The following is an 18,414-nucleotide window of genomic DNA, read 5'->3' on the forward strand; positions in this document are numbered from 1 at the left end:
TCGGAGAATCATGAGCACCCTGGAAATCAAGAACCTCCACGTGAGCGTGGACACCCCTGAGGGCACCACGGAGATCCTCAAGGGCGTGAACCTCACCATCAACTCCGGTGAGACCCACGCCATCATGGGCCCCAACGGCTCCGGCAAGTCCACGCTGGCCTACTCGGTCGCAGGTCACCCCAAGTACCAGATCACCGAGGGCGAAGTCCTTCTCGACGGCGAGAACGTGCTCGACATGAGCGTCGACGAGCGCGCCAAGGCCGGGCTGTTCCTCGCGATGCAGTACCCGGTCGAGGTCCCCGGCGTCTCGGTGTCGAACTTCCTGCGCACCGCCAAGACCGCGCTCGACGGCGAGGCCCCCAAGCTGCGCCACTGGGTCAAGGACGTGAAGTCCTCCATGGAGGCGCTGCGCATGGACCCCGCGTTCGCCGAGCGCAACGTCAACGAAGGGTTCTCCGGCGGCGAGAAGAAGCGCCACGAGATCCTCCAGATGGAGCTCCTGCAGCCCAAGATCGCGATCCTCGACGAGACTGACTCCGGCCTGGACGTGGATGCGTTGCGGATCGTGTCCGAGGGTGTGAACCGCGTCAAGGAGAGCACCGGCCTGGGCGTCATGATGATCACGCACTACACCCGGATCCTGCGTTACATCAAGCCCGACTTCGTGCACGTGTTCGTGAACGGACGCATCGCCGAGGAGGGCGGCCCCGAGCTCGCCGAACAGCTCGAGGCCGAGGGCTACGACCGGTTCCTGGCGAGCGCCTAAGGACTGACCGCCATGCTGCTGCCCGATCTTCGCGAGGACTTCCCGCTCCTGACCCGCACGGTCAGGAACGGGAAGCCGCTCGTGTACCTGGATTCGGGAGCGACGTCGCAGAAGCCGCGCGTGGTGCTCGACGCCGAACGGGAGTTCTACGAGAACCACAACGCCGCCGTCCAGCGCGGTGCGCACCTGCTCGCGGAGGAGGCCACCGGCCTGTTCGAGGCGGCACGCGCCGACGTGGCGACCCTCGTGGGCGCCGCACATGACGAGATCGTGTGGGCGGAGAACGCCACCGCCGCGCTTAACCTGGTCGCCAGCGGGATCGGCAACGCCTCCGCCGGCATCGGGGGCTCGGAGGCCGAGCGCTTCCGCATCGGGCCCGGCGACGAGATCTGCGTCACCGAGACCGAGCACCACGCCAACCTCGTGCCGTGGCAGGCTCTCGCGACCCGCACCGGCGCGACGCTCAGATGGATCCCGGTCGACGACGACGGCCGAATGATCCTCGATGAGTTGGACGAGGTGGTGAACGAGCGCACCAAGGTGCTCGCGTTCACCCACGTCTCCAACATCACGGGCGTCATCTCGCCGGTCTCCGCATTGGTGGCGCGCGCCAAGTCCGTGGGTGCTCTCACGGTGCTCGACGCCTGCCAGTCCGTGCCGCACATCCCCGTGGACGTCGCGGCGCTCGACGTGGACTTCATGGCGTTGAGCGCGCACAAGATGCTCGGTCCCACCGGCATCGGCGCGCTGTACGGCCGCAAGGAGCTGCTCGATGCCCTGCCACCGAGCATCTTCGGCGGCGGGGCGGTGAAGACCGTCCACATGGAGCAGACCACGTGGCTCGAGGCGCCGATGCGCTTCGAGGCCGGCACCCAGCCCGTCGCCCAGGCGGTCGGCATGGGGGCCGCGGCCCGGTACCTGATGAACATCGGGATGGACAAAGTCGAGGCTCACGAGCGCGAGATCGCGACCATCCTTCGCGGTGGAGTCGCCGAGATCCCCGGCGTGCGCCTGCTCGGGCCCGTCGGCGAGCCGGATGTCCGCGACGTCATCGCCGTGGCCGCCGTCGCGGTCGACGGCGTGCACACTCACGACGTGGGCCAGGTGCTGGACGATTCCGGCATCGCGGTCCGCGTGGGGCACCACTGCGGTCAGCCGCTGCACCGGCGGTTCGGCCTCACGGGCTCGACCCGCGCAAGCGCGCATGTCTACACGACCCCGGACGACGCCCGTGCCTTTGTCGAGGCACTCGCGACCGTCCCTGCATTCTTTGGAGTGAGAGCATGAGCACCACCAGCGGCTCCAGCGGACTGGAGCAGATGTACCAGCAGGTCATCATGGATCACGCCCGGGCGCCTCACGGCCGCGGGCTCGTGGACCTCGACCTGCCGGCCACGGGGGAGTCCCACCAGGTCAACACCACCTGTGGCGACGAGATCCGCCTGCGCGTAGGACTCGACGGCGACCGCATCTCGTCGCTGTCGTGGGAGGGTCAGGGCTGCTCGATCTCCCAGGCGTCCGTCTCCGTGCTGCACGAGCTCGTCGAGGGCGAGTCCCTGGCCGAGGCCGACATCACGATGGACGCCTTCCGGGAGCTCATGCAGTCCAAAGGCGAGCCTCTGGACGAGACCAAGGAAGACCTCCTCGGCGACGCCACGGCGTTCGTCGGAGTGGGCAAGTATCCGGCACGCATCAAGTGCGCCATGCTGGGATGGATGGCGTTCAAGGACGCTGTGATCCAGGCACGAAAGGACGAATCATGACCGAGACCAAGACTCCCGCGAACGCGGCGGACGTCGAAGAGGCCATGCGCGACGTGATCGATCCCGAGCTGGGGATCAACGTCGTCGACTTGGGGCTCGTGTACGGCGTCTCGCTAGACGAGAACCAGCACGCCGTCATCGACATGACGCTCACCTCCGCGGCCTGCCCGCTGACAGATGTGCTCGAGGACCAGACCGGACAGGCTCTCGAAGGAATCGTCGACGGGTTCCGCATCAACTGGGTGTGGATGCCGCCGTGGGGCCCCGACAAGATCACCGACGACGGCCGCGAGCAGCTCCGCGCTCTCGGCTTCAACGTCTAAGCAAGCCACACAGCCCTCGGGCCCTGCGCGTCACGTACGCGCGGGGCCCTTGGTGTGTGCGCTGTCGTCCGCGGAGGACGACAGCAGGTCGAAGGCCTCTTGGCTCGACAGCTCCTCGGCGGCCGATGCGCTGGCGCGGTTCTTGCGCCTGGCTCGCCTGTCCTTGCGCGTGCGGCGGGACTCCCGCGCCTCCTCGCCGATCCCTCGTGCGTGCAGGGCCTGCCCGAGCTGGAGAGAGAAGCCCACCGTGCGGGTGGTGGTGGGAAACACGACCGCTCGGATAGACCGATCGAGCCCGCGCGCACGCGCGGCCTGGCGGGACTCGAGATACATCCGCGCCACCTCCGGCAGCGCCCGCAACATGAGCGCGAACATCAGTCCCAGGGTCTCCGGCGGCAGCAGGAACCGAATGGGTCTGGCCGCCCATGACACGAAGTCGAGCATGGCCTCCATCGATGTGGAGCTGGTCACGGCAAGCGCGAGTGCGACGATGCCGATCAGGTCCGCGGAGATGTCGATCGCGCGCGTGAAGTCGCCACGCCACAGGTGAAGCGCCGAGCTCAGTGCGGCGACGACGACCGTGCCGACCAGCGCGAGCACCGTGGCGCGTGCCGGCGGCTCGGTGCTGATGAGGAGCAGCACACACGCGCACATGATGCCCACCGACGTCACCGGGTCGCCGATGGCGATGGTGACGATCGCGAGCGCGACGAGCATCAGCACCTTGAACCACGCCGGTGCTGAGTGGAGAGGCGTGCGGCGCGGCCGGTACAGGCCGAGCATCGTGATCACGCGGAGTCCCTCCGCACACGGCCGAACATCAGGTCGCGGTAGTACGCGACGGCGTCCACGGGGGAGCCGTCGAACGCCACGGCACCGTCGTCGATGACGAGCGTCCGTTCGGCGCGTGCGGCGGAGTCGAGGTCGTGGGTGACCTCGATGAGCTGCACCGGCAGCGATCGCAGCAGCGACCCGATGTGCGCGCGCCAGCGCAGGTCAAGCAGCGTCGTCGGCTCGTCGGCGACCAGCACCCGCGGAGTGACCGCGAGCACCCCGGCCATCGCGAGCAGCTGACGCTGGCCGCCTGACAGCGCGCTGACGGACACGTCGGCACGGTCTCCCAGGCCGATCTCCTCGAGAGCGGCCAGAGCGGCGGCGGTGCGCTCGTGCTTGTCCTTGATGGTGCGCCGTAGCGACAGCATCACGTCCTCGATGGCCGTGGGCATGATCAGCTGCGCGGAAGGGTCGGTGAACAGGAACCCGACCATGCGGCGCACGCGGGGCCCGTCCTTGGCGACGTCGAGCCCCTCGACCTCCACCGAGCCCTCCGACGGCAGGACGAGTCCGTTGATGAGCCGCACGAGTGTGGACTTGCCGCCGCCGTTGGCGCCGACGATGGAGATGTGCTGCTCAGTGAGCGTCAGACTCGTCGGCGCGAGGATGGGCACACCGGAATCGGGCGCGACAACCGCCGCCCCCTTGAATTCGATCATGCGTCAAGGCTAAGCGGTCGCGGGCGTTTCGCGCGTCACGGAGCCGGTCCGGAGTGCGGGGGCGGGCATCAGCTGAGGGTAGGCCCGGTGGATGACGGCCGCCGCGAGCGCCGCGAGCAGCACCTTGACGAGGTCTCCGGGCAGGAACGGCACCACGCCCACCGTCAGCGCGTTCGCGCATCCCTCCGAGACGGTCCAGAGGTTGTCGCAGCCCGCAGGCGGCAGGACGGGCAGCCCGGTGCGTGCAGCGAGCCACGGGACACCCACCGCGTAGATGACCGGTATCGACACGAGCCCGGGTCCAAGAAGCGCGAGGAACGTGAGGGGACCGCGGCGGCGGCGCCACGTCACCAAGGCCCCGACGACGATGGCCGCGGCCAGCATGCCGATCAGGTATCCACCCGTGGGGCCTGCGAACACGCTCGGGCCTGATCGGAAGTTGGCGAAGATGGGCGCGCCGGCCAGTCCCACGACGAGGTACAGCGACATCGCCGCTGCCGCGCGCCACGGGCCGAGCGACAGCGCCGCGAGCACCACCGCGAAGGTCTGCAGCGACAGCGGTACGCCGAATGCGAGGGTGACCTCGGGCACCGCGGTGGACGCCGCGATGAACGCGGCGAAGACTGCGACCAGCGCGATGGTCGGGCCGTTCAGGTGGCGGTGCATGAGGTTCCCCTCCTCTGGGACAATGGTTTCCAAGCGCACACGCTACTGGCGAGGACACTCGTGTCTGGCCGTGTGCAGAATCTCTGTGGAAACCCCACAACATTCACGACACCACTCGGAGGAACGTTCGTTGATCGCCGCCCAGGAACTCGAGATGCGCATCGGCGCAAGGGTGCTGCTGCACCCCACGTCGTTCCACGTGAACGCCGGCGACCGCATCGGCCTGGTGGGACGTAACGGAGCCGGAAAGACCACGCTGACCAAGATCCTCGCGGGGGAGGACCTGCCGTCGTCGGGCAAGGTCGTCACCAAGGGGCTCATCGGCTACCTGCCACAGGACCCGCGCACCGGGGACCTCGAGCAGCTCGCGATGGACCGGATCCTCGCTGCGCGCGACCTGGCCGGCATCGCGGGCAAGATGCGCGCGGGCGAGCAGGCCATGGCGAGCGAGGACGACGCCGTGCGCGACAAGGCGATGGAGCGCTATCCCCAGCTGGAGGAGCGGTTCCGCGCCGCAGGCGGATATGCGGCCGAGGCCGAGGCCTCCCGCATCGCCGCCAACCTGGGGCTGGACGACCGCGTGCTCGCTCAGGAGGTGGGCGTCCTGTCCGGTGGCCAGCGCCGCCGCGTCGAACTCGCCCGGGTGCTGTTCTCCGGCGCCGAGACCCTGCTGCTGGACGAGCCCACCAACCACCTCGATGCGGACTCCATCGCGTGGCTGCGTGACTTCCTGGTCCAGTACTCCGGCGGATTGATCGTGATCTCTCACGACGTGTCCCTGGTGCGCGCGACCGTCAACAAGGTGTTCCACATGGACGCCAACCGCGGCGTGCTCGAGCAGTACGCCATGGGGTGGGACCTCTACCTCCAGCAGCGCGAGGACGACGAGAAGCGCCGCCACCGCGAGCGCCGCAACGCGGAGAAGAAGGCGGGGGAGCTGCTCGCGCAGGCGGACAAGATGCGTGCCAAGGCCTCCAAGGCCGTCGCCGCACAGAACATGGCCAAGCGTGCCGAGCGGCTGCTCTCCGACACCGCGGACACGCGCCAGAGCGAGAAGGTCGCATCGCTGCGCTTCCCCACGCCCGCGCCGTGCGGCAAGACGCCGTTGCGTGCGTACGAGCTGTCGAAGTACTACGGGTCTCTCGAGGTCTTTACCGACGTGGAACTCGCGATCGACCGTGGGTCCAAGGTGGTCGTGCTGGGCCTGAACGGTGCCGGCAAGACCACGCTGCTGCGCCTGCTGAGCGGCGTCGAGACCCCGGACACTGGGTACATCGAGGCCGGCCACGGGCTCAAGCTCGGGTACTACGCGCAGGAGCACGACATGCTCGACATGGACGCGACCGTGGGCCAGAACATGGCCCACGCCGCTCCCGACCTCGGCGAGACCGAGGTGCGCAAGGTGCTCGGCTCCTTCCTGTTCAGCGGCGACGACGCGGACAAGCCGGCGCGCGTGCTGTCCGGCGGCGAGAAGACCCGGCTCGCGCTTGCGACGCTCGTGGTCAGCCAGGCGAACGTGCTGCTGCTCGACGAGCCCACCAACAACTTGGACCCGGCCTCTCGCGCCGAGATCCTCAATGCGCTGAACTCGTACGAGGGCGCCGTGGTGCTGGTGACGCACGACGAGGGCGCCGCGGAGGCGCTCGAGCCCGAGCGCGTGCTGCTGCTTCCCGACGCGGACGAGGACCTCTGGAACGACTCCTACCGCGACCTGATCGCGCTGGCCTGACCGGCACGCGCTACAGCGCGTCCTCGATCTCTTCGTCTGACGGCGCCTTGCGGCGACGCCGCCGCCCGGCCGATGCGCGGGCTGGCTCGGGTTGCCCAGTCTCGTCGTGCCCGGTGTCGTCAGGCCCGGTGTCGTGGTGCGCAGGGGGGCCGGGAGCCGCCTCGCCGACGGCGGGGTGAGCGCCCGCCACCTGCCGGTCTCTGCGCAACAGCAGCACCCCGCCCACAGGCGCCATCGCGGCGAACAGCCACCACTGCCACGCGTAGGACAGGTGCGGGCCAACGGACAGGTTCGGCAGCGGCACAGGCTCGCCGACGGGGGTCTCTGCGCATCCTTCGTCGCCGCAGATCTCGCGCAGCATGCCGTAGCCGGGTATCGGATCTCCCGCAGGCTCTGGCAGCTGCTCCGGCGTGATGCGCGTGATGCTGTCGCCGGCGCCCTTGCCGTCGTCGGGCTCCCACTCGCGCAGGACCGCGGTAACGGTGACCCGCTCGTCTGCGTCGAGCGCCGGCACCGCAGGATCCTCGGTGGACTGCGGCTGGCGGATCCACCCCAGGTCGACCAGGAAAGACTGTCCGTCGTCGGTGTCGAGCCACGCGAGGTACTGCCACGCGGGAATGCTGTTGACCGGGCGGGTGCGCAGCACGGTCAGCGACTCCGCGTCGAAGGTGCCCGTCGCGGTCACCATCCGCCACTGTGCGCCGTCGGGAAGAGCGGCGCCATCCGGAGAAGCCGCGCTCTCGGCCAGCATCGTCGCGTCGGCCGGAACCACTTCGCCCACGGGCACCGGATCGAGGTGCGCGGACGCCTCGAAGTCCGCGACCGCATCGGCCCGCTCGACGTGCCGCCCGTACTGCCACATGCCGAGCAGGACTGCGACGGCGGAGACGGCCAGCGCGATCGCCATCGTGAGGGCGATGCGCAGCACACTCGGGCGGCGGGCGGAGGACACCACACGATGCTAGCCGCCACCGGCACGCCTTCTGGTGCCTCGCCCGCGCGGCCATTCGCGCTACCGTGGCGCACATGACTCGACACGTGCTTGTGACCGGGGCGAACCGCGGCATCGGCCGCGCGATCGCCGAATCCTTCGTCTCCGCCGGCTATACGGTGAGCTCGATCCACCGCAGCGGCGAGCTGCCCGACGGCGTGGACGGCGAGAAGGCCGACATCACCGACACGGACGCCGTCAACGCCGCGTTCGACGCGCTCGAGGAACGTCACGGCCGCGTCGAGGTGCTGGTCGCGAACGCCGGCATCACGCGCGACGGCCTGCTCATGCGGATGTCCGACGAGGACTTCGAGGCAGTCCTGAACACGAACCTCACCGGTACCTTCCGGTGCGTGCGCCGCGCCACTCAGTCGATGGTGCGCCAGCGGTTCGGGCGGATCGTGCTCGTCGGCTCCGTGGTGGGCCTTATGGGCAACCCAGGACAGGTCAATTACTCGGCCTCGAAGTCCGCGCTCGTCGGCATGGCGCGGTCCATCACCCGCGAGGTCGGTTCGCGCGGCATCACCGCGAACGTCATCGCACCCGGATTCATCGCTACCGACATGACCGACGAGCTGGGCGAGGCCACTGTCAAGCAGTACGAGGCGAACATCCCCGCCAAGCGGTTCGGCACCACCGAGGACGTGGCCGCGGCGGCGCTGTACCTCGCCTCGGACGGCGCGGGCTACGTGTCGGGGGCCGTGATCCCGGTCGACGGCGGACTGGGGATGGGCCACTGACGGCTGTGCATCAGACGGTCGGCACGGTCTCCTCGTCGGGCGCGCCCGCAGCCTCGTCCCCCGCGACGTAAGCGGGGGAGGCCACGGCCTGATTGGCGTGGCGCCAGCGGGTGACGCCGGCCATGAGGTGATACGTGACGAGCGCCGCGGCAGTCCCCAGCACGATCCCGCCGAACGTCATGTCGCCGGCCGTCACCGTGTAGTCGGCGGCGCCGATGACGATCGCCACCCCCGCGGGCATCAGGTTCACCGGATTGCCGAAGTCCACGGCTCCTTGGGCCCAGATCCGCGCGCCGAGCACGGCGATCATGCCGAACAGGACCGTCGCGAGGCCGCCGAGCACACCTGGCGGGGTGGCGGCGATCAGGGCCCCGAACTTGGGCGACAGGCTGAGCAGCAGCGCGAAGAGCGCGGCGAACCAGTACGCCGCCGTCGAGTACACCCGGGTGGCAGCCATCACGCCGATGTTCTCGGCATACGTGGTGGTCCCCGAGCCGCCGCCCAGGCCCGCGATGGTCGTGGCGACGCCGTCGGCGAGCAGCGCGCGGCCGGTGACCGGGTCCAGGTCGTCCCCGGTCATCGCCGACACCGACTTCACGTGACCGATGTTCTCGGCGATCAGCACGAACAGCACGGGCACGAACATCGCCAGCACCGAGATGTCGAACTGCGGCGTGTGGAAGTCGGGCAGACCCACCCACGACGCCTCGCCGACGGTTGACAGGTCGTACTCGCCCCGCAGCGCCGCGACCACGCCACCGACCGCCGTTCCCAGCAGGATCGACAGCCGGCCGAGGATGCCCGTGAACAGCACGGTGATGAGTACCACCGCGAGACCCGAGACGAGCGCGGTGCCCACCGAGGCCTGCACCATGCCCCACGCGGCCGGCGCGAGGTTGAGTCCGATCAACATGACGATCGCACCGGTCACCACCGGGGGCATTGTCAGCTCGATCCACCGGGTGCCCGCCACATGCACCACCACGCCCACCGCAGCAAGCAGCAGGCCCGTCATCACGAGCCCGCCGAGCGCGACGCCCATGCCGCCCGCGCCCATGGCTGCGGTGATGGGCGCAATGAACGCGAAGCTGGACCCCACGTACGAGGGCAGCCGGTTCCCGGTGATGAGCAGGAAGATCACCGTGCCCACGGCGGAGAAGAAGATCGTCGCGGTGGGAGGAAATCCGGTGAGCACGGGCACGATGAAGGTCGAGCCGAACATCGCGAGCACGTGCTGCGCGCCGATGCCGATGGTGCGAGGCCACGTGAGTCGCTCGCGAGGGCGCACAGCGCCGTCAGCGGCGATGGAGCGGCCGTCGCCGTGCAGGGTCCAGGACATCAGGGTCATCGTCTCTCCTCGGGTGGCGTGGCGCGCCGGCGTGCGGCCCGCGCATAATCTAGCGACTGGTGGGACGCGCGAGTGGGACCGTCGACCCGTGCCACGCTGGGCGGCGCTCAGCCGCTAGGCTTCATGCCCAGGAGGCAACACATACATGGGCATGCTCGACGGCAAGAACATTCTGGTGACCGGCGTCCTCACTGAGGGCTCGATCGCGTTCGAGGTGGCACGGCTGTGCCAGGACCAGGGCGCGACCGTGGTCCTGTCCGGGATGGGCCGCACCCTCAAGATCACGCAGGCGATGGGCCGCCGGTTGCCGGTGACGGCGCAGGTCGTGGAGCTCGACGTCACCGATCCCGAACACCTCGCATCGCTCGCGGACCAGGTGCGCGAGCACGTGCCGCACCTGGATGGCGTGGTGCACTCGATCGGCTTCGCGCCGCAGTCCGTCATGGGCGGGAACTTCATGTCGGGGGAGTGGGAGGACGTGGCCACTGCCATGCACATCTCTGCATACTCCCTCAAGGCGCTCGCGCAGGCCGCGCTGCCCCTGATGACCCAGGGCGGTTCAATCGTGGGCCTCACTTTCGACGGCCGCTTCGCGTGGCCCGTCTATGACTGGATGGGCGTCGCGAAGGCCTCCTTCGAAGCCGTGAGCCGCTACCTCGCGCGCGACCTGGGCCCGCAGGGCATCCGCTGCAATCTCGTCTCGGCGGGCCCCCTCAAGACCACGGCCGCCCGCAACATCCCCGGATTCGACCAGATGGAGGGCGTGTGGTCCGACCGCGCGCCCCTCGGCTGGGACTCCGAGGCCACCGAGCCGACGGCCCGCGCCGTCACCGCGCTGCTGAGCGACTGGTTCCCCGCCACCACCGGCGAGATGATCCACGTCGACGGCGGCGTCCACGCGATGGGACAGTAGAGACATGCCCACTTTGATCATTGCCCGACATGCCAAGGCTGAGGCTCCCGCGCCCGGCCTTCAGGACATGGACCGCACGCTGGCCCTGATCGGCCGCAAGGCGTCCACCAAGCTTGGCGAGGAGATCTCCGCGGCAGGCATCACGCCCGAGCTCGCGCTGGTGTCTCCCGCGACCCGCACACAGCAGACCTGGAAGCTGATGTCCGGCGCCCTCCCCAAGTGCGAGAGCCGCTCGGTCGACGGGTTGTACGAGACGGATACCGACGGCCTCGTGGAGATCGTGAGATCGATCGAGGGAGTGGACACCGCGATCCTCGTGGGCCACGAGCCCACGTCATCGGCGGCGTGCGCCTTCCTCGCGGGCCACGGGTCCGACACGACCGCACTTAAGCGCATCGCGCATGGGCTGCCCACCGGCACCGCCGCCGTGCTCGAGTTCGACGGCACGTGGGCGGAGCTCGGCTCGCGCAAGGCGCGCCTCACCGTGGTGCTCTCTGGCCGGGACGTCTGACCGCGCCCATTCCCGCCGCATCCCCGCGCGCGACCCGCTAGGTCGCCGTCGTGAGCACGCCGCCATCGGCGCGCAATGCGGCACCGTTGGTGGCCGACGAGACGGGGCTCGCGAGGTAGACGGCGAGGGCCGCAATCTCTTCTGGATCGATGAACCTCTCGAGGAGCGACGTCCGGCTGCCGGCGATCAGCGTTCCCTTCAGCGTCTTCTCGGAAACGCCCTGGGACTCCGCGATCTGCCGGACCGTGGACGCCACACCCGCAGAGTAGGTGGGGCCGCCCAGGATCGTGTTGACCGTGACGTCGGTACCGCGCGTGAGTTTGGCCAATCCATTGCTGAGCGCGACGACGGCCGCCTTGGTTGCGCCGTAGTGGATCATGTTCGCCGGCACGTCGACGCCGGACTCGCTGCTGATGAAGATGATGCGACCGGTACCGCGGGAGAGCATGCGGGGCAGACTGTGGCGCGACAGCCGTACCCCGCTCATCACGTTCACCTCGACGTATTGCGCCCAGTCGGAATCGGACACGTCCGCGAACTCCTTCACCTCGAACTCGCCGACGTTGTTCACCAAGATGTCGATCTCGCCCAGGTCGCGCAGCAGCGACCCGACCTGGCTCGCCACCGAGAGATCTGCGGGCAGCGCGCTGACCACGGCGCCCGGCACTGCTGCGCGCAGCCGCGCGGCCGCCGCGTCCACGCGTGCGGCGTCCCGTCCGTTGAGGATCACCTCGGCGCCTTCGGCCGCGAGTCCGGCCGCGATGGCGAAGCCGATCCCTTGGGTCGACCCGCTGATGAAAGCCCTGCTGTGATCGAGGCGCATGTCCATGCTTGCTGCTCCGCTCTTCGGTCCCGTGGTTGGCACGGGCATGACTTGACTGATCAAGTGAACAGTAGGTGCGTTGACTTGACTCGTCAAGTCAACCGGGAGGGTGAGAGCGTGAGACTCGCGTAGTCTGCTGCCATGTCCGACAACCCCAGCATGGCGTCGCTCGGCGACGACGATCTCGAGACGTGGGCCGCCGTCGCGACCATGCTGGAATGGCTGCCAGCCGCTCTCGACGCGCAGTTGCAGCACGATGCTGGTCTAACCCACTTCGAGTACGGGATCCTCTACGCACTGCGAGCCGAGGACGAGCGACGGCTGCGGATGAGCACGCTCGCACAGTATTCGAACAGCTCTCTCTCGCGCTTGTCGCGGGCAGCCACCAGGCTCGAGGCGAAGGGGTGGATGAGGCGCGAGCCGGATCCGGCCGACGGTCGCTTCACGCTCGCGTTCCTGACCGATTCAGGTGCTCGGACCGTGGAGGCCGCGGCACCGGGTCATGTCGAGCTTGTCCAGCAGGTGGTGTTCGACCCGCTCACCAAAGCCCAGACCCGCCATCTGGGCGACATCAGCCGCCGGATCCTGGGTGCGATCCGGGTCGAAGGGGGCTGGCAGCCTCCGCGGGACTGACCGCTAGCGCGGCGAACTGGAGTCGAGCACCTCAAGGACGGCGTCAAGGCGCTCGGCGTTAATGGCGACGTCCGCCTGGGCTTGCACCACGGGCTTGGCGTTGAACGCGATGCCGAGCCCCGCCGCCGCCATCATGTCGAGGTCGTTCGCACCGTCTCCCACCGCGACCGCATCGGCCGGCGTGATCCCGAGCTCGGCGCAGAACTCGCGCAGCGCGTCGGCCTTGGCCGCCCGGTCGATGACCGGGCCTGTCGTGCGCCCGGTGAGCCGCGCATCGGCCACCTCCAGGCTGTTGGCGCGGAACCTCTCGATGCCCAGGCGTGCCGCGAGCGGCGCGACCACCTCGACGAACCCGCCGGACACGAGCGCGGTGGTCCAGCCCTCGCGCTGAAGAGTCGTCACTAGGTTCTCGGCGCCCGGCGTGAGACGCACCTCGTCAAGGACCTCGGCGAAGACCGTGTCGGGGATGCCCTCAAGGGTCGCGACGCGCTGGCGCAGCGACTCGGCGAAGTCGATCTCTCCCCGCATGGCGGCATCGGTGACGGCAGCGACCTCGGCCTCCGTGCCCGCGCGCTTGGCGATGAGCTCGATGACCTCGGCAGTGATGAGAGTGGAGTCGACGTCCAGGACGATGAGCCGACCCGTCATGCGGTCACCGTCACGCCTTGATCACGGTGCCCTTGGCCACGACGGTGATGCCCGTCTCGGTCACGGTGTAGCCGCGCTCGATGTCGGCCTGACGATCGATGCCGACCCGGGCGCCTTCCTCGACGATGACGTTCTTGTCCAGGATCGCGCGGTGCACCTGGGCGTGCCGGTTCACGATCACGTGGTCCAGCAGCACCGAGTCCGACACCGTGGACCACGAGTGCAGGCGCACACCTGGGGACAGCACGGAGCCGGTGACCGTCGCGCCCGACACGATCACGCCGGGGGAGACCACCGAATCGGCGGCGTGGCCGAGCCGGCCTTCCTCGGAGTGGATGAACTTGGCCGGAGGCTCGGTGATGAGTCCCTGGTGCAGCGGCCACTCGTGGTTGTACACATTGAAGATCGGCATGACCGCGATGAGGTCCATGTGTGCGTCGTAGTACGAGTCGACCGTTCCCACGTCGCGCCAGTAGTCGCGATCGCGGTCGGTCGAGCCCGGCACGTCGTTCTCGACGAAGTCGTAGAACCCGCACGTGCCCTTGTTGACGAAGTAGGGGACGATGTCGCCGCCCATGTCGTGCTTCGAGTCCTCGTTCTCGGCATCCGCCTTCAACGCCTCGAGCAGCGGACCGACCGAGGCGACGTAGTTGCCCATCGACGCGAGGATCTCGTTCGGGGAGTCTGGCAGGCCATCGGGGTCCGTGGGCTTCTCGAGGAAGGCCTTGATCATGCCGGGGTTGTTCTTATCGATGTCGATCACGCCGAACTGGTCGGACATGTCCTTGGGCTGGCGGATGCCCGCCACGGAGAAGTCCGCGCCCGTCTCGATGTGCTTGTCGACCATCTGCGAGAAGTCCATGCGGTACACGTGGTCCGCGCCGACGATCACGACAATGTCGGGCTGCTCGTCCTCGATGATGTTGACCGTCTGATAGATCGCATCGGCGCTGCCGAGGTACCAGTGCTTGCCGCGACGCTGCTGCGCAGGCACCGGAGCCACGTAGTTGCCGAGCAGCGGCGACATCCGCCACGTGCGGGCGATGTGGCGGTCCATGGAGTGCGACTTGTACTGAGTGAGCACGACGATGTGCAGGTATCGCGAGTTGACCAGGTTGGACAATGCGAAGTCGACAAGCCGGTACGTGCCGCCGAACGGCACTGCAGGCTTGGCGCGAGCCGCGGTGAGGGGCATCAACCGCTTGCCCTCACCCCCGGCGAGGACGATGGCAAGTACTTTCGGCGCTGACATATGTCCAGCATAAACGCCAGATCGTGTCGGCGTGGGGCGGCGCGTCGGCGACACCCCGACTACCGTGGACTCATGCGAGCAGACATCCTCACCCGTGAATACCCTCCCCACATCTACGGCGGCGCCGGCGTGCACGTCACCGAGTTGGCCGCCGTGCTGCGCGAGCACATCGACGTCGAGGTGCGCGCCTTCGACGGATCGCGCGATGAGCCGCACGTCACCGGGTACGAGGCGCTGGGCGGGGGTGTCGGCGACTCGGCGCTCGACGTGCTCGCGCACAACCTGCCGATGGCGAAGGACTGCGAGGGCGCCGACCTCGTGCACTCGCACACCTGGTACGCGAACATGGCCGGGCACCTGGCGGCGAAGCTGCACGGAATTCCGCACATCCTCAGCGCCCACTCGCTCGAGCCGTTGCGCCCGTGGAAGGCCGAGCAGTTGGGCGGCGGATACCGGGTGTCCTCCTGGATCGAGCAGACGGCGTACGAGGGTGCCGATGCGGTGATCGCCGTCTCCGGCGGCATGCGCGAGGACATCTTGCGCTGCTACCCGAACATCGATCCGGACAAGGTCCAGGTCATCCACAACGGCATCGACGTGGACGCGTGGGCGGCGCCTTCGAGCGACGAGGAGCGCGCGGCCGCCGACGAGGTGGTGCAGCGCTTTGGCATCGATAGGTCCCGCCCCGCCGTGGTGTTCGTGGGCCGCATCACCCGCCAGAAGGGGCTGCCGCACTTCCTGCGTGCCGTCGAGCAGCTGCCGCCGGAGGTGCAGATCGTGCTGTGCGCCGGCGCGCCCGACACCAAGGACATCGCCGCCGAGGTCTCGGGTCTCGTGTCCAAGCTCTCGGAGCGCCGCGACGGCGTGATCTGGATCGAGGAGCACCTGCCGCGCCCGCAGCTGGTCGCGGTGCTCGACGCCTGCACGGCCTTCGCCTGCCCCAGCGTGTACGAGCCGCTCGGCATCGTGAACCTCGAGGCGATGGCGGTGGGGCTGCCCGTGGTGGCGACCGCCACCGGCGGCATCCCCGAGGTGGTCGTGCCCGGCGAGACCGGCACTCTGGTGCCCATCGACCAGGTCCAGGACGGCACCGGCACTCCCACCGACCCCGAGGCCTTCATCGACGACCTGTCCGCTGCGCTCGCGGACATGGTCTCCGACACCGACCGTGCTCGACGCATGGGAGCGGCGGGGCGCGCGAGGGCCGCCGAGCACTTCTCGTGGGACACCATCGGGGAGCGCACGCTGGCGCTGTACAAGGACATCCTCGGATAGGGTCGAGACATGACTGAGGTGCTGACTCTCGAGGGTGTGAGCCTGCGCCGCGACGGCAACGCCATCCTGTCCCACATCGACTGGACGGTGAACGCGGACGAGCGCTGGGTCGTGCTCGGGCCCAACGGCGCGGGCAAGACGTCGCTGGTGACCATCGCGGCTGCCCGCATGCACCCCACCGAGGGTGCCGTGCGCGTGCTGGGCGAGCTGCTGGGCGAGGCCGACACGCAGGACCTGCGCACGCGCGTGGGGCTGTCGAGCGCGGCGCTCGCGGACCGCATCCCGGACGACGAGACGGTGCGAGACGTGGTGATGACCGCAGCACACGGCGTCACAGGCCGCTGGCGCGAGGAGTACGACCCGATCGATGTGGAGCGGGCCGATGCGCTGCTCGCGGCGTTCGGGATGAGCGGTTTTGCGGAACGGGAGTTCTGGACGCTGTCCGAGGGTGAGCGCAAGCGAGTGCAGATCGGCCGCGCGCTCATGACAGACCCCGAACTGCTGCTGCTCGACGAGCCCGCCGCAGGGCTCGACCTCGCCGGCCGAGAGGAGCTGCTTGCGGCGCTCTCCGAGCTCGCGGGGGACCACAGATCTCCCGCGATGGTGATGGTGACCCACCACGTCGAGGAGGTCCCCACGAACTTCACCCACGCGATGCTGCTGCGCGACGGCGCGGTGGTGGCCAGCGGACCTCTGCGCGACACTCTGTCGTCCGCGAACCTCACCGAGGCGTACGGGATGCCGGTGCGTCTGCACGCCTACGAGGGTCGCTGGACCGCACGGCGCGGTTGAAAGACCAGCGTGGTTGAACTGCCAGCGCGGTTGAACTGCCAGCGCGGTTGAACTGCCAGCGCGGTTGAACTGCCAGCGCGGTTGAACTGCCAGCGCGGCTGACCGCCGAACTCGCCGACGGGGACCTCGGACATTTTCATCCGTGAGGACGATGCCGCCCGCGAGACGACTTTGTTAGTTTCGCAAGTAGGAGGTAGATCGTGGATTCTCTATGGTGGTTCGTGGGCGCGATGGTGCTGGGCATCGTCGAGGTGTTCACTCTCGATCTGACATTCGCGATGCTTGCGGGCGGAGCGATCGCCGGCGGTGCAGCCGCGTTGCTGGGCCTGCCGTGGTGGGTGTGCGTGATCATCGCGTGCGCGGTTTCCGCGCTGTTGCTGTTCGCTCTGCGTCCGTACCTGCTGAAGTCGATCCGCGCCAGGGGCGCGGTTATCGAGACCAATGCGGCCGCTCTCGCAGGTGCTGCGGGCCGCACGCTTGACGAGATCACCGAGTTCGCGGGCCGCGTCAAGCTGGCAGGTGAGGTGTGGTCCGCGCGTACCCAGGACGATGCGCCAGTGATCCCCGAGGGGGCCGAGGTCGTCGTGCTCGAAATCAAGGGAGCGACGGCCATCGTCGCGCCCGAGAAGGAGAACTAGCCATGGATCCAGTCCAGATTGCGATCGCCGCCGCGGCGATCGTCCTCGTCATCTTCGCCATCACGGCGATCGCGCGCGCGATCCAGATCGTCCCCCAGGCGGAGACCCGGGTGGTCGAACGTCTCGGGCGCTACGCGCGCACCCTGCAGGCGGGCATGCATCTGCTGGTGCCGTTCGTCGACCAGGTTCGTCAGAAGGTCGACATGCGCGAGCAGGTGGTCTCCTTCCCCCCGCAGTCCGTCATCACCTCGGACAACCTCGTCGTCGAGATCGACACCGTCATCTATTTCCAGGTCACGGACGCCCGCGCCGCGGTCTACGAGATCGCCAACTACATCGTCGGCATGCAGCAACTCACCGTGACCACGATCCGTAACGTCATCGGCACCATGGACCTCGAGCAGACGCTGACCAGCCGCGACCAGATCAACGGCCAGTTGCGCAGCGTGCTGGACGAGGCGACCGGCAAGTGGGGCATCCGCGTGGGCCGTGTCGAGCTCAAGGCCATCGACCCGCCGGTATCCGTCAAGGACTCGATGGAGAAGCAGATGCGTGCCGAGCGTGACCGTCGCGCCGCGATCCTGACTGCCGAGGGTGTCAAGCAGTCGCAGATCCTGACTGCCGAGGGACAGAAGCAGTCGGCGATCCTGAAGGCCGAAGGTGACGCGCAGGCCGCGATCCTCACGGCCGAGGGTGAGGCGCGCGCGATCCTCCAGGTCTTCGACGCCATCCACGAGGGCGACGCCGACTCGAAACTGCTGGCGTACCAGTACCTGCAGATGCTTCCCGAGATCGCCAAGAACGAGTCGAACAAGGTGTGGTTCGTGCCCACCGAGTTCACCGGCGCGCTCAAGTCGATCTCGGCGGCCTTCGGCGCCGAGGAGGCTGCGCAGCCTCTCGAGCGCGACCACGAGCGTGGGAAGGACCGCAAGTCCAAGATCACCTCCGCGCTCGCAGATCCCGCCGAGGCGCTGCGCCTGGCCAAGCAGGAGGTGGCGGACGCCACGTCCGACGCCACCGAGGCCGGCACCACCTCGGGCCGTCCGTTCAACCCGGACGCCGAACGCGGCCAGAACTAGCCCCACCTTCCTGTCCGGCACTCATGGTCGC

General features: G+C 68.6%; 21 protein-coding genes. 13 read left to right on the top strand and 8 right to left on the bottom strand.

Annotation, left to right across the window (positions count from 1 at the left end; all coding sequences use genetic code 11):
* Positions 1-10: 10 nt before the first annotated feature.
* The 4 genes from sufC to ACNI3K_RS09950 are packed head-to-tail and all read left to right on the top strand — an operon-like array spanning position 11 to position 2,852.
* Positions 11-766, top strand: coding sequence for a Fe-S cluster assembly ATPase SufC (gene sufC / locus ACNI3K_RS09935; protein WP_419391736.1), 756 nt, complete (start codon positions 11-13; stop codon positions 764-766).
* A gap of 12 nt (positions 767-778) precedes the next feature.
* Positions 779-2,053, top strand: coding sequence for a SufS family cysteine desulfurase (locus ACNI3K_RS09940; protein WP_419391737.1), 1,275 nt, complete (start codon positions 779-781; stop codon positions 2,051-2,053).
* The gene (gene sufU / locus ACNI3K_RS09945) at positions 2,050-2,529 is read left to right on the top strand and encodes a Fe-S cluster assembly sulfur transfer protein SufU (RefSeq protein WP_419391738.1); all 480 of its coding nucleotides are present in this window, start codon (positions 2,050-2,052) and stop codon (positions 2,527-2,529) included. Before ACNI3K_RS09940 ends, sufU begins: the two co-directional genes overlap by 4 nt.
* Complete coding sequence (locus ACNI3K_RS09950; RefSeq protein WP_419391739.1) at positions 2,526-2,852, top strand: metal-sulfur cluster assembly factor; 327 nt, start codon at positions 2,526-2,528, stop codon at positions 2,850-2,852. The genes sufU and ACNI3K_RS09950 overlap by 4 nt, the downstream gene beginning before the upstream one ends.
* 30 nt (positions 2,853-2,882) lie before the next feature.
* On the opposite strand, the gene ACNI3K_RS09955 is transcribed toward ACNI3K_RS09950, so the two are convergent.
* The 3 genes from ACNI3K_RS09955 to ACNI3K_RS09965 are packed head-to-tail and all read right to left on the bottom strand — an operon-like array spanning position 2,883 to position 5,044.
* On the bottom strand, positions 2,883-3,644 hold the full coding sequence (locus tag ACNI3K_RS09955) for an energy-coupling factor transporter transmembrane component T family protein (RefSeq protein WP_419391740.1): 762 nt from the start codon (positions 3,642-3,644) through the stop codon (positions 2,883-2,885).
* On the bottom strand, positions 3,641-4,345 hold the full coding sequence (locus tag ACNI3K_RS09960) for an energy-coupling factor ABC transporter ATP-binding protein (RefSeq protein ID WP_419391741.1): 705 nt from the start codon (positions 4,343-4,345) through the stop codon (positions 3,641-3,643). The genes ACNI3K_RS09955 and ACNI3K_RS09960 overlap by 4 nt, the downstream gene beginning before the upstream one ends.
* Positions 4,346-4,354: 9 nt before the next feature.
* Positions 4,355-5,044 carry a biotin transporter BioY gene (locus tag ACNI3K_RS09965; RefSeq protein WP_419391742.1) on the bottom strand — a complete coding sequence of 230 codons (690 nt, stop codon included), beginning with the start codon at positions 5,042-5,044 and terminating at the stop codon, positions 4,355-4,357.
* A gap of 121 nt (positions 5,045-5,165) precedes the next feature.
* Here ACNI3K_RS09965 and ACNI3K_RS09970 point away from each other — a divergent pair, with 121 nt between their 5' ends.
* Complete coding sequence (locus ACNI3K_RS09970) at positions 5,166-6,740, top strand: ABC-F family ATP-binding cassette domain-containing protein (protein ID WP_419392146.1); 1,575 nt, start codon at positions 5,166-5,168, stop codon at positions 6,738-6,740.
* A gap of 10 nt (positions 6,741-6,750) precedes the next feature.
* Here ACNI3K_RS09970 and ACNI3K_RS09975 read toward each other — a convergent pair whose 3' ends face one another.
* Positions 6,751-7,692, bottom strand: a complete 942-nt coding sequence (locus tag ACNI3K_RS09975; protein WP_419391743.1) for an SURF1 family protein — start codon at positions 7,690-7,692, stop codon at positions 6,751-6,753.
* A gap of 74 nt (positions 7,693-7,766) precedes the next feature.
* Here ACNI3K_RS09975 and fabG point away from each other — a divergent pair, with 74 nt between their 5' ends.
* A complete protein-coding gene (fabG, locus tag ACNI3K_RS09980; protein WP_419391744.1) occupies positions 7,767-8,471 on the top strand; it encodes a 3-oxoacyl-ACP reductase FabG in 705 nt (234 codons plus the stop codon).
* 10 nt (positions 8,472-8,481) lie between these two features.
* Here the strand turns inward: fabG and ACNI3K_RS09985 are convergent, their stop codons facing one another.
* Positions 8,482-9,819, bottom strand: coding sequence for a uracil-xanthine permease family protein (locus ACNI3K_RS09985; protein ID WP_419391745.1), 1,338 nt, complete (start codon positions 9,817-9,819; stop codon positions 8,482-8,484).
* A gap of 145 nt (positions 9,820-9,964) precedes the next feature.
* On the opposite strand from ACNI3K_RS09985, the gene fabI reads away from it, so the two are divergent.
* Both fabI and ACNI3K_RS09995 read left to right on the top strand, forming a co-directional pair.
* On the top strand, positions 9,965-10,732 hold the full coding sequence (gene fabI, locus ACNI3K_RS09990) for an enoyl-ACP reductase FabI (protein WP_419391746.1): 768 nt from the start codon (positions 9,965-9,967) through the stop codon (positions 10,730-10,732).
* A 4-nt stretch (positions 10,733-10,736) separates the two neighbouring features.
* Positions 10,737-11,243 carry a SixA phosphatase family protein gene (locus ACNI3K_RS09995; RefSeq protein WP_419391747.1) on the top strand — a complete coding sequence of 169 codons (507 nt, stop codon included), beginning with the start codon at positions 10,737-10,739 and terminating at the stop codon, positions 11,241-11,243.
* A 37-nt stretch (positions 11,244-11,280) separates the two neighbouring features.
* Here the strand turns inward: ACNI3K_RS09995 and ACNI3K_RS10000 are convergent, their stop codons facing one another.
* On the bottom strand, positions 11,281-12,072 hold the full coding sequence (locus tag ACNI3K_RS10000) for an SDR family NAD(P)-dependent oxidoreductase (RefSeq protein ID WP_419391748.1): 792 nt from the start codon (positions 12,070-12,072) through the stop codon (positions 11,281-11,283).
* Positions 12,073-12,207: 135 nt separating this feature from the next.
* Here ACNI3K_RS10000 and ACNI3K_RS10005 point away from each other — a divergent pair, with 135 nt between their 5' ends.
* The gene (locus ACNI3K_RS10005; protein ID WP_419391749.1) at positions 12,208-12,699 is read left to right on the top strand and encodes a MarR family winged helix-turn-helix transcriptional regulator; all 492 of its coding nucleotides are present in this window, start codon (positions 12,208-12,210) and stop codon (positions 12,697-12,699) included.
* A gap of 3 nt (positions 12,700-12,702) precedes the next feature.
* On the opposite strand, the gene serB is transcribed toward ACNI3K_RS10005, so the two are convergent.
* Positions 12,703-13,347 (bottom strand): phosphoserine phosphatase SerB, encoded by a 645-nt coding sequence (gene serB / locus ACNI3K_RS10010; RefSeq protein WP_419391750.1) that lies wholly within the window; start codon positions 13,345-13,347, stop codon positions 12,703-12,705.
* A 10-nt stretch (positions 13,348-13,357) separates the two neighbouring features.
* Positions 13,358-14,599: a glucose-1-phosphate adenylyltransferase gene (locus ACNI3K_RS10015; protein ID WP_419391751.1), complete on the bottom strand. Its 1,242-nt coding sequence runs from the start codon at positions 14,597-14,599 to the stop codon at positions 13,358-13,360.
* Positions 14,600-14,671: 72 nt separating this feature from the next.
* Between ACNI3K_RS10015 and glgA the strand changes: the two genes are divergently transcribed.
* The 4 genes from glgA (at position 14,672) to ACNI3K_RS10035 (ending at position 18,383) form a co-directional block, all read left to right on the top strand.
* On the top strand, positions 14,672-15,874 hold the full coding sequence (gene glgA, locus ACNI3K_RS10020; RefSeq protein ID WP_419391752.1) for a glycogen synthase: 1,203 nt from the start codon (positions 14,672-14,674) through the stop codon (positions 15,872-15,874).
* Positions 15,875-15,883: 9 nt separating this feature from the next.
* Entirely contained in the window at positions 15,884-16,666 is a 783-nt protein-coding gene (locus ACNI3K_RS10025; protein ID WP_419391753.1) for an ABC transporter ATP-binding protein, read from the top strand.
* A 200-nt stretch (positions 16,667-16,866) separates the two neighbouring features.
* Positions 16,867-17,304, top strand: a complete 438-nt coding sequence (locus ACNI3K_RS10030; RefSeq protein WP_419391754.1) for an NfeD family protein — start codon at positions 16,867-16,869, stop codon at positions 17,302-17,304.
* A 2-nt stretch (positions 17,305-17,306) separates the two neighbouring features.
* Positions 17,307-18,383 (top strand): SPFH domain-containing protein, encoded by a 1,077-nt coding sequence (locus ACNI3K_RS10035; RefSeq protein ID WP_419391755.1) that lies wholly within the window; start codon positions 17,307-17,309, stop codon positions 18,381-18,383.
* The last annotated feature ends 31 nt before the right edge of the window (positions 18,384-18,414 follow it).

It is taken from the genome of Demequina ureilytica, from assembly GCF_048553575.1.
GTDB lineage: Bacteria > Actinomycetota > Actinomycetes > Actinomycetales > Demequinaceae > Demequina.

Bases quoted from the DNA above. Each gene is read 5' to 3' on its own strand.
- sufC (WP_419391736.1), top strand. From the start codon at position 11: ATGAGCACCCTGGAAATCAAGAACCTCCACGTGAGCGTGGACACCCCT.
- ACNI3K_RS09940 (WP_419391737.1), top strand. From the start codon at position 779: ATGCTGCTGCCCGATCTTCGCGAGGACTTCCCGCTCCTGACCCGCACG.
- sufU (WP_419391738.1), top strand. From the start codon at position 2,050: ATGAGCACCACCAGCGGCTCCAGCGGACTGGAGCAGATGTACCAGCAG.
- ACNI3K_RS09950 (WP_419391739.1), top strand. From the start codon at position 2,526: ATGACCGAGACCAAGACTCCCGCGAACGCGGCGGACGTCGAAGAGGCC.
- ACNI3K_RS09960 (WP_419391741.1), bottom strand. From the start codon at position 4,345: ATGATCGAATTCAAGGGGGCGGCGGTTGTCGCGCCCGATTCCGGTGTG.
- ACNI3K_RS09970 (WP_419392146.1), top strand. From the start codon at position 5,166: ATGCGCATCGGCGCAAGGGTGCTGCTGCACCCCACGTCGTTCCACGTG.
- fabG (WP_419391744.1), top strand. From the start codon at position 7,767: ATGACTCGACACGTGCTTGTGACCGGGGCGAACCGCGGCATCGGCCGC.
- ACNI3K_RS09985 (WP_419391745.1), bottom strand. From the start codon at position 9,819: ATGACCCTGATGTCCTGGACCCTGCACGGCGACGGCCGCTCCATCGCC.
- fabI (WP_419391746.1), top strand. From the start codon at position 9,965: ATGGGCATGCTCGACGGCAAGAACATTCTGGTGACCGGCGTCCTCACT.
- ACNI3K_RS09995 (WP_419391747.1), top strand. From the start codon at position 10,737: ATGCCCACTTTGATCATTGCCCGACATGCCAAGGCTGAGGCTCCCGCG.
- ACNI3K_RS10000 (WP_419391748.1), bottom strand. From the start codon at position 12,072: ATGGACATGCGCCTCGATCACAGCAGGGCTTTCATCAGCGGGTCGACC.
- ACNI3K_RS10005 (WP_419391749.1), top strand. From the start codon at position 12,208: ATGTCCGACAACCCCAGCATGGCGTCGCTCGGCGACGACGATCTCGAG.
- serB (WP_419391750.1), bottom strand. From the start codon at position 13,347: ATGACGGGTCGGCTCATCGTCCTGGACGTCGACTCCACTCTCATCACT.
- ACNI3K_RS10015 (WP_419391751.1), bottom strand. From the start codon at position 14,599: ATGTCAGCGCCGAAAGTACTTGCCATCGTCCTCGCCGGGGGTGAGGGC.
- glgA (WP_419391752.1), top strand. From the start codon at position 14,672: ATGCGAGCAGACATCCTCACCCGTGAATACCCTCCCCACATCTACGGC.
- ACNI3K_RS10025 (WP_419391753.1), top strand. From the start codon at position 15,884: ATGACTGAGGTGCTGACTCTCGAGGGTGTGAGCCTGCGCCGCGACGGC.
- ACNI3K_RS10035 (WP_419391755.1), top strand. From the start codon at position 17,307: ATGGATCCAGTCCAGATTGCGATCGCCGCCGCGGCGATCGTCCTCGTC.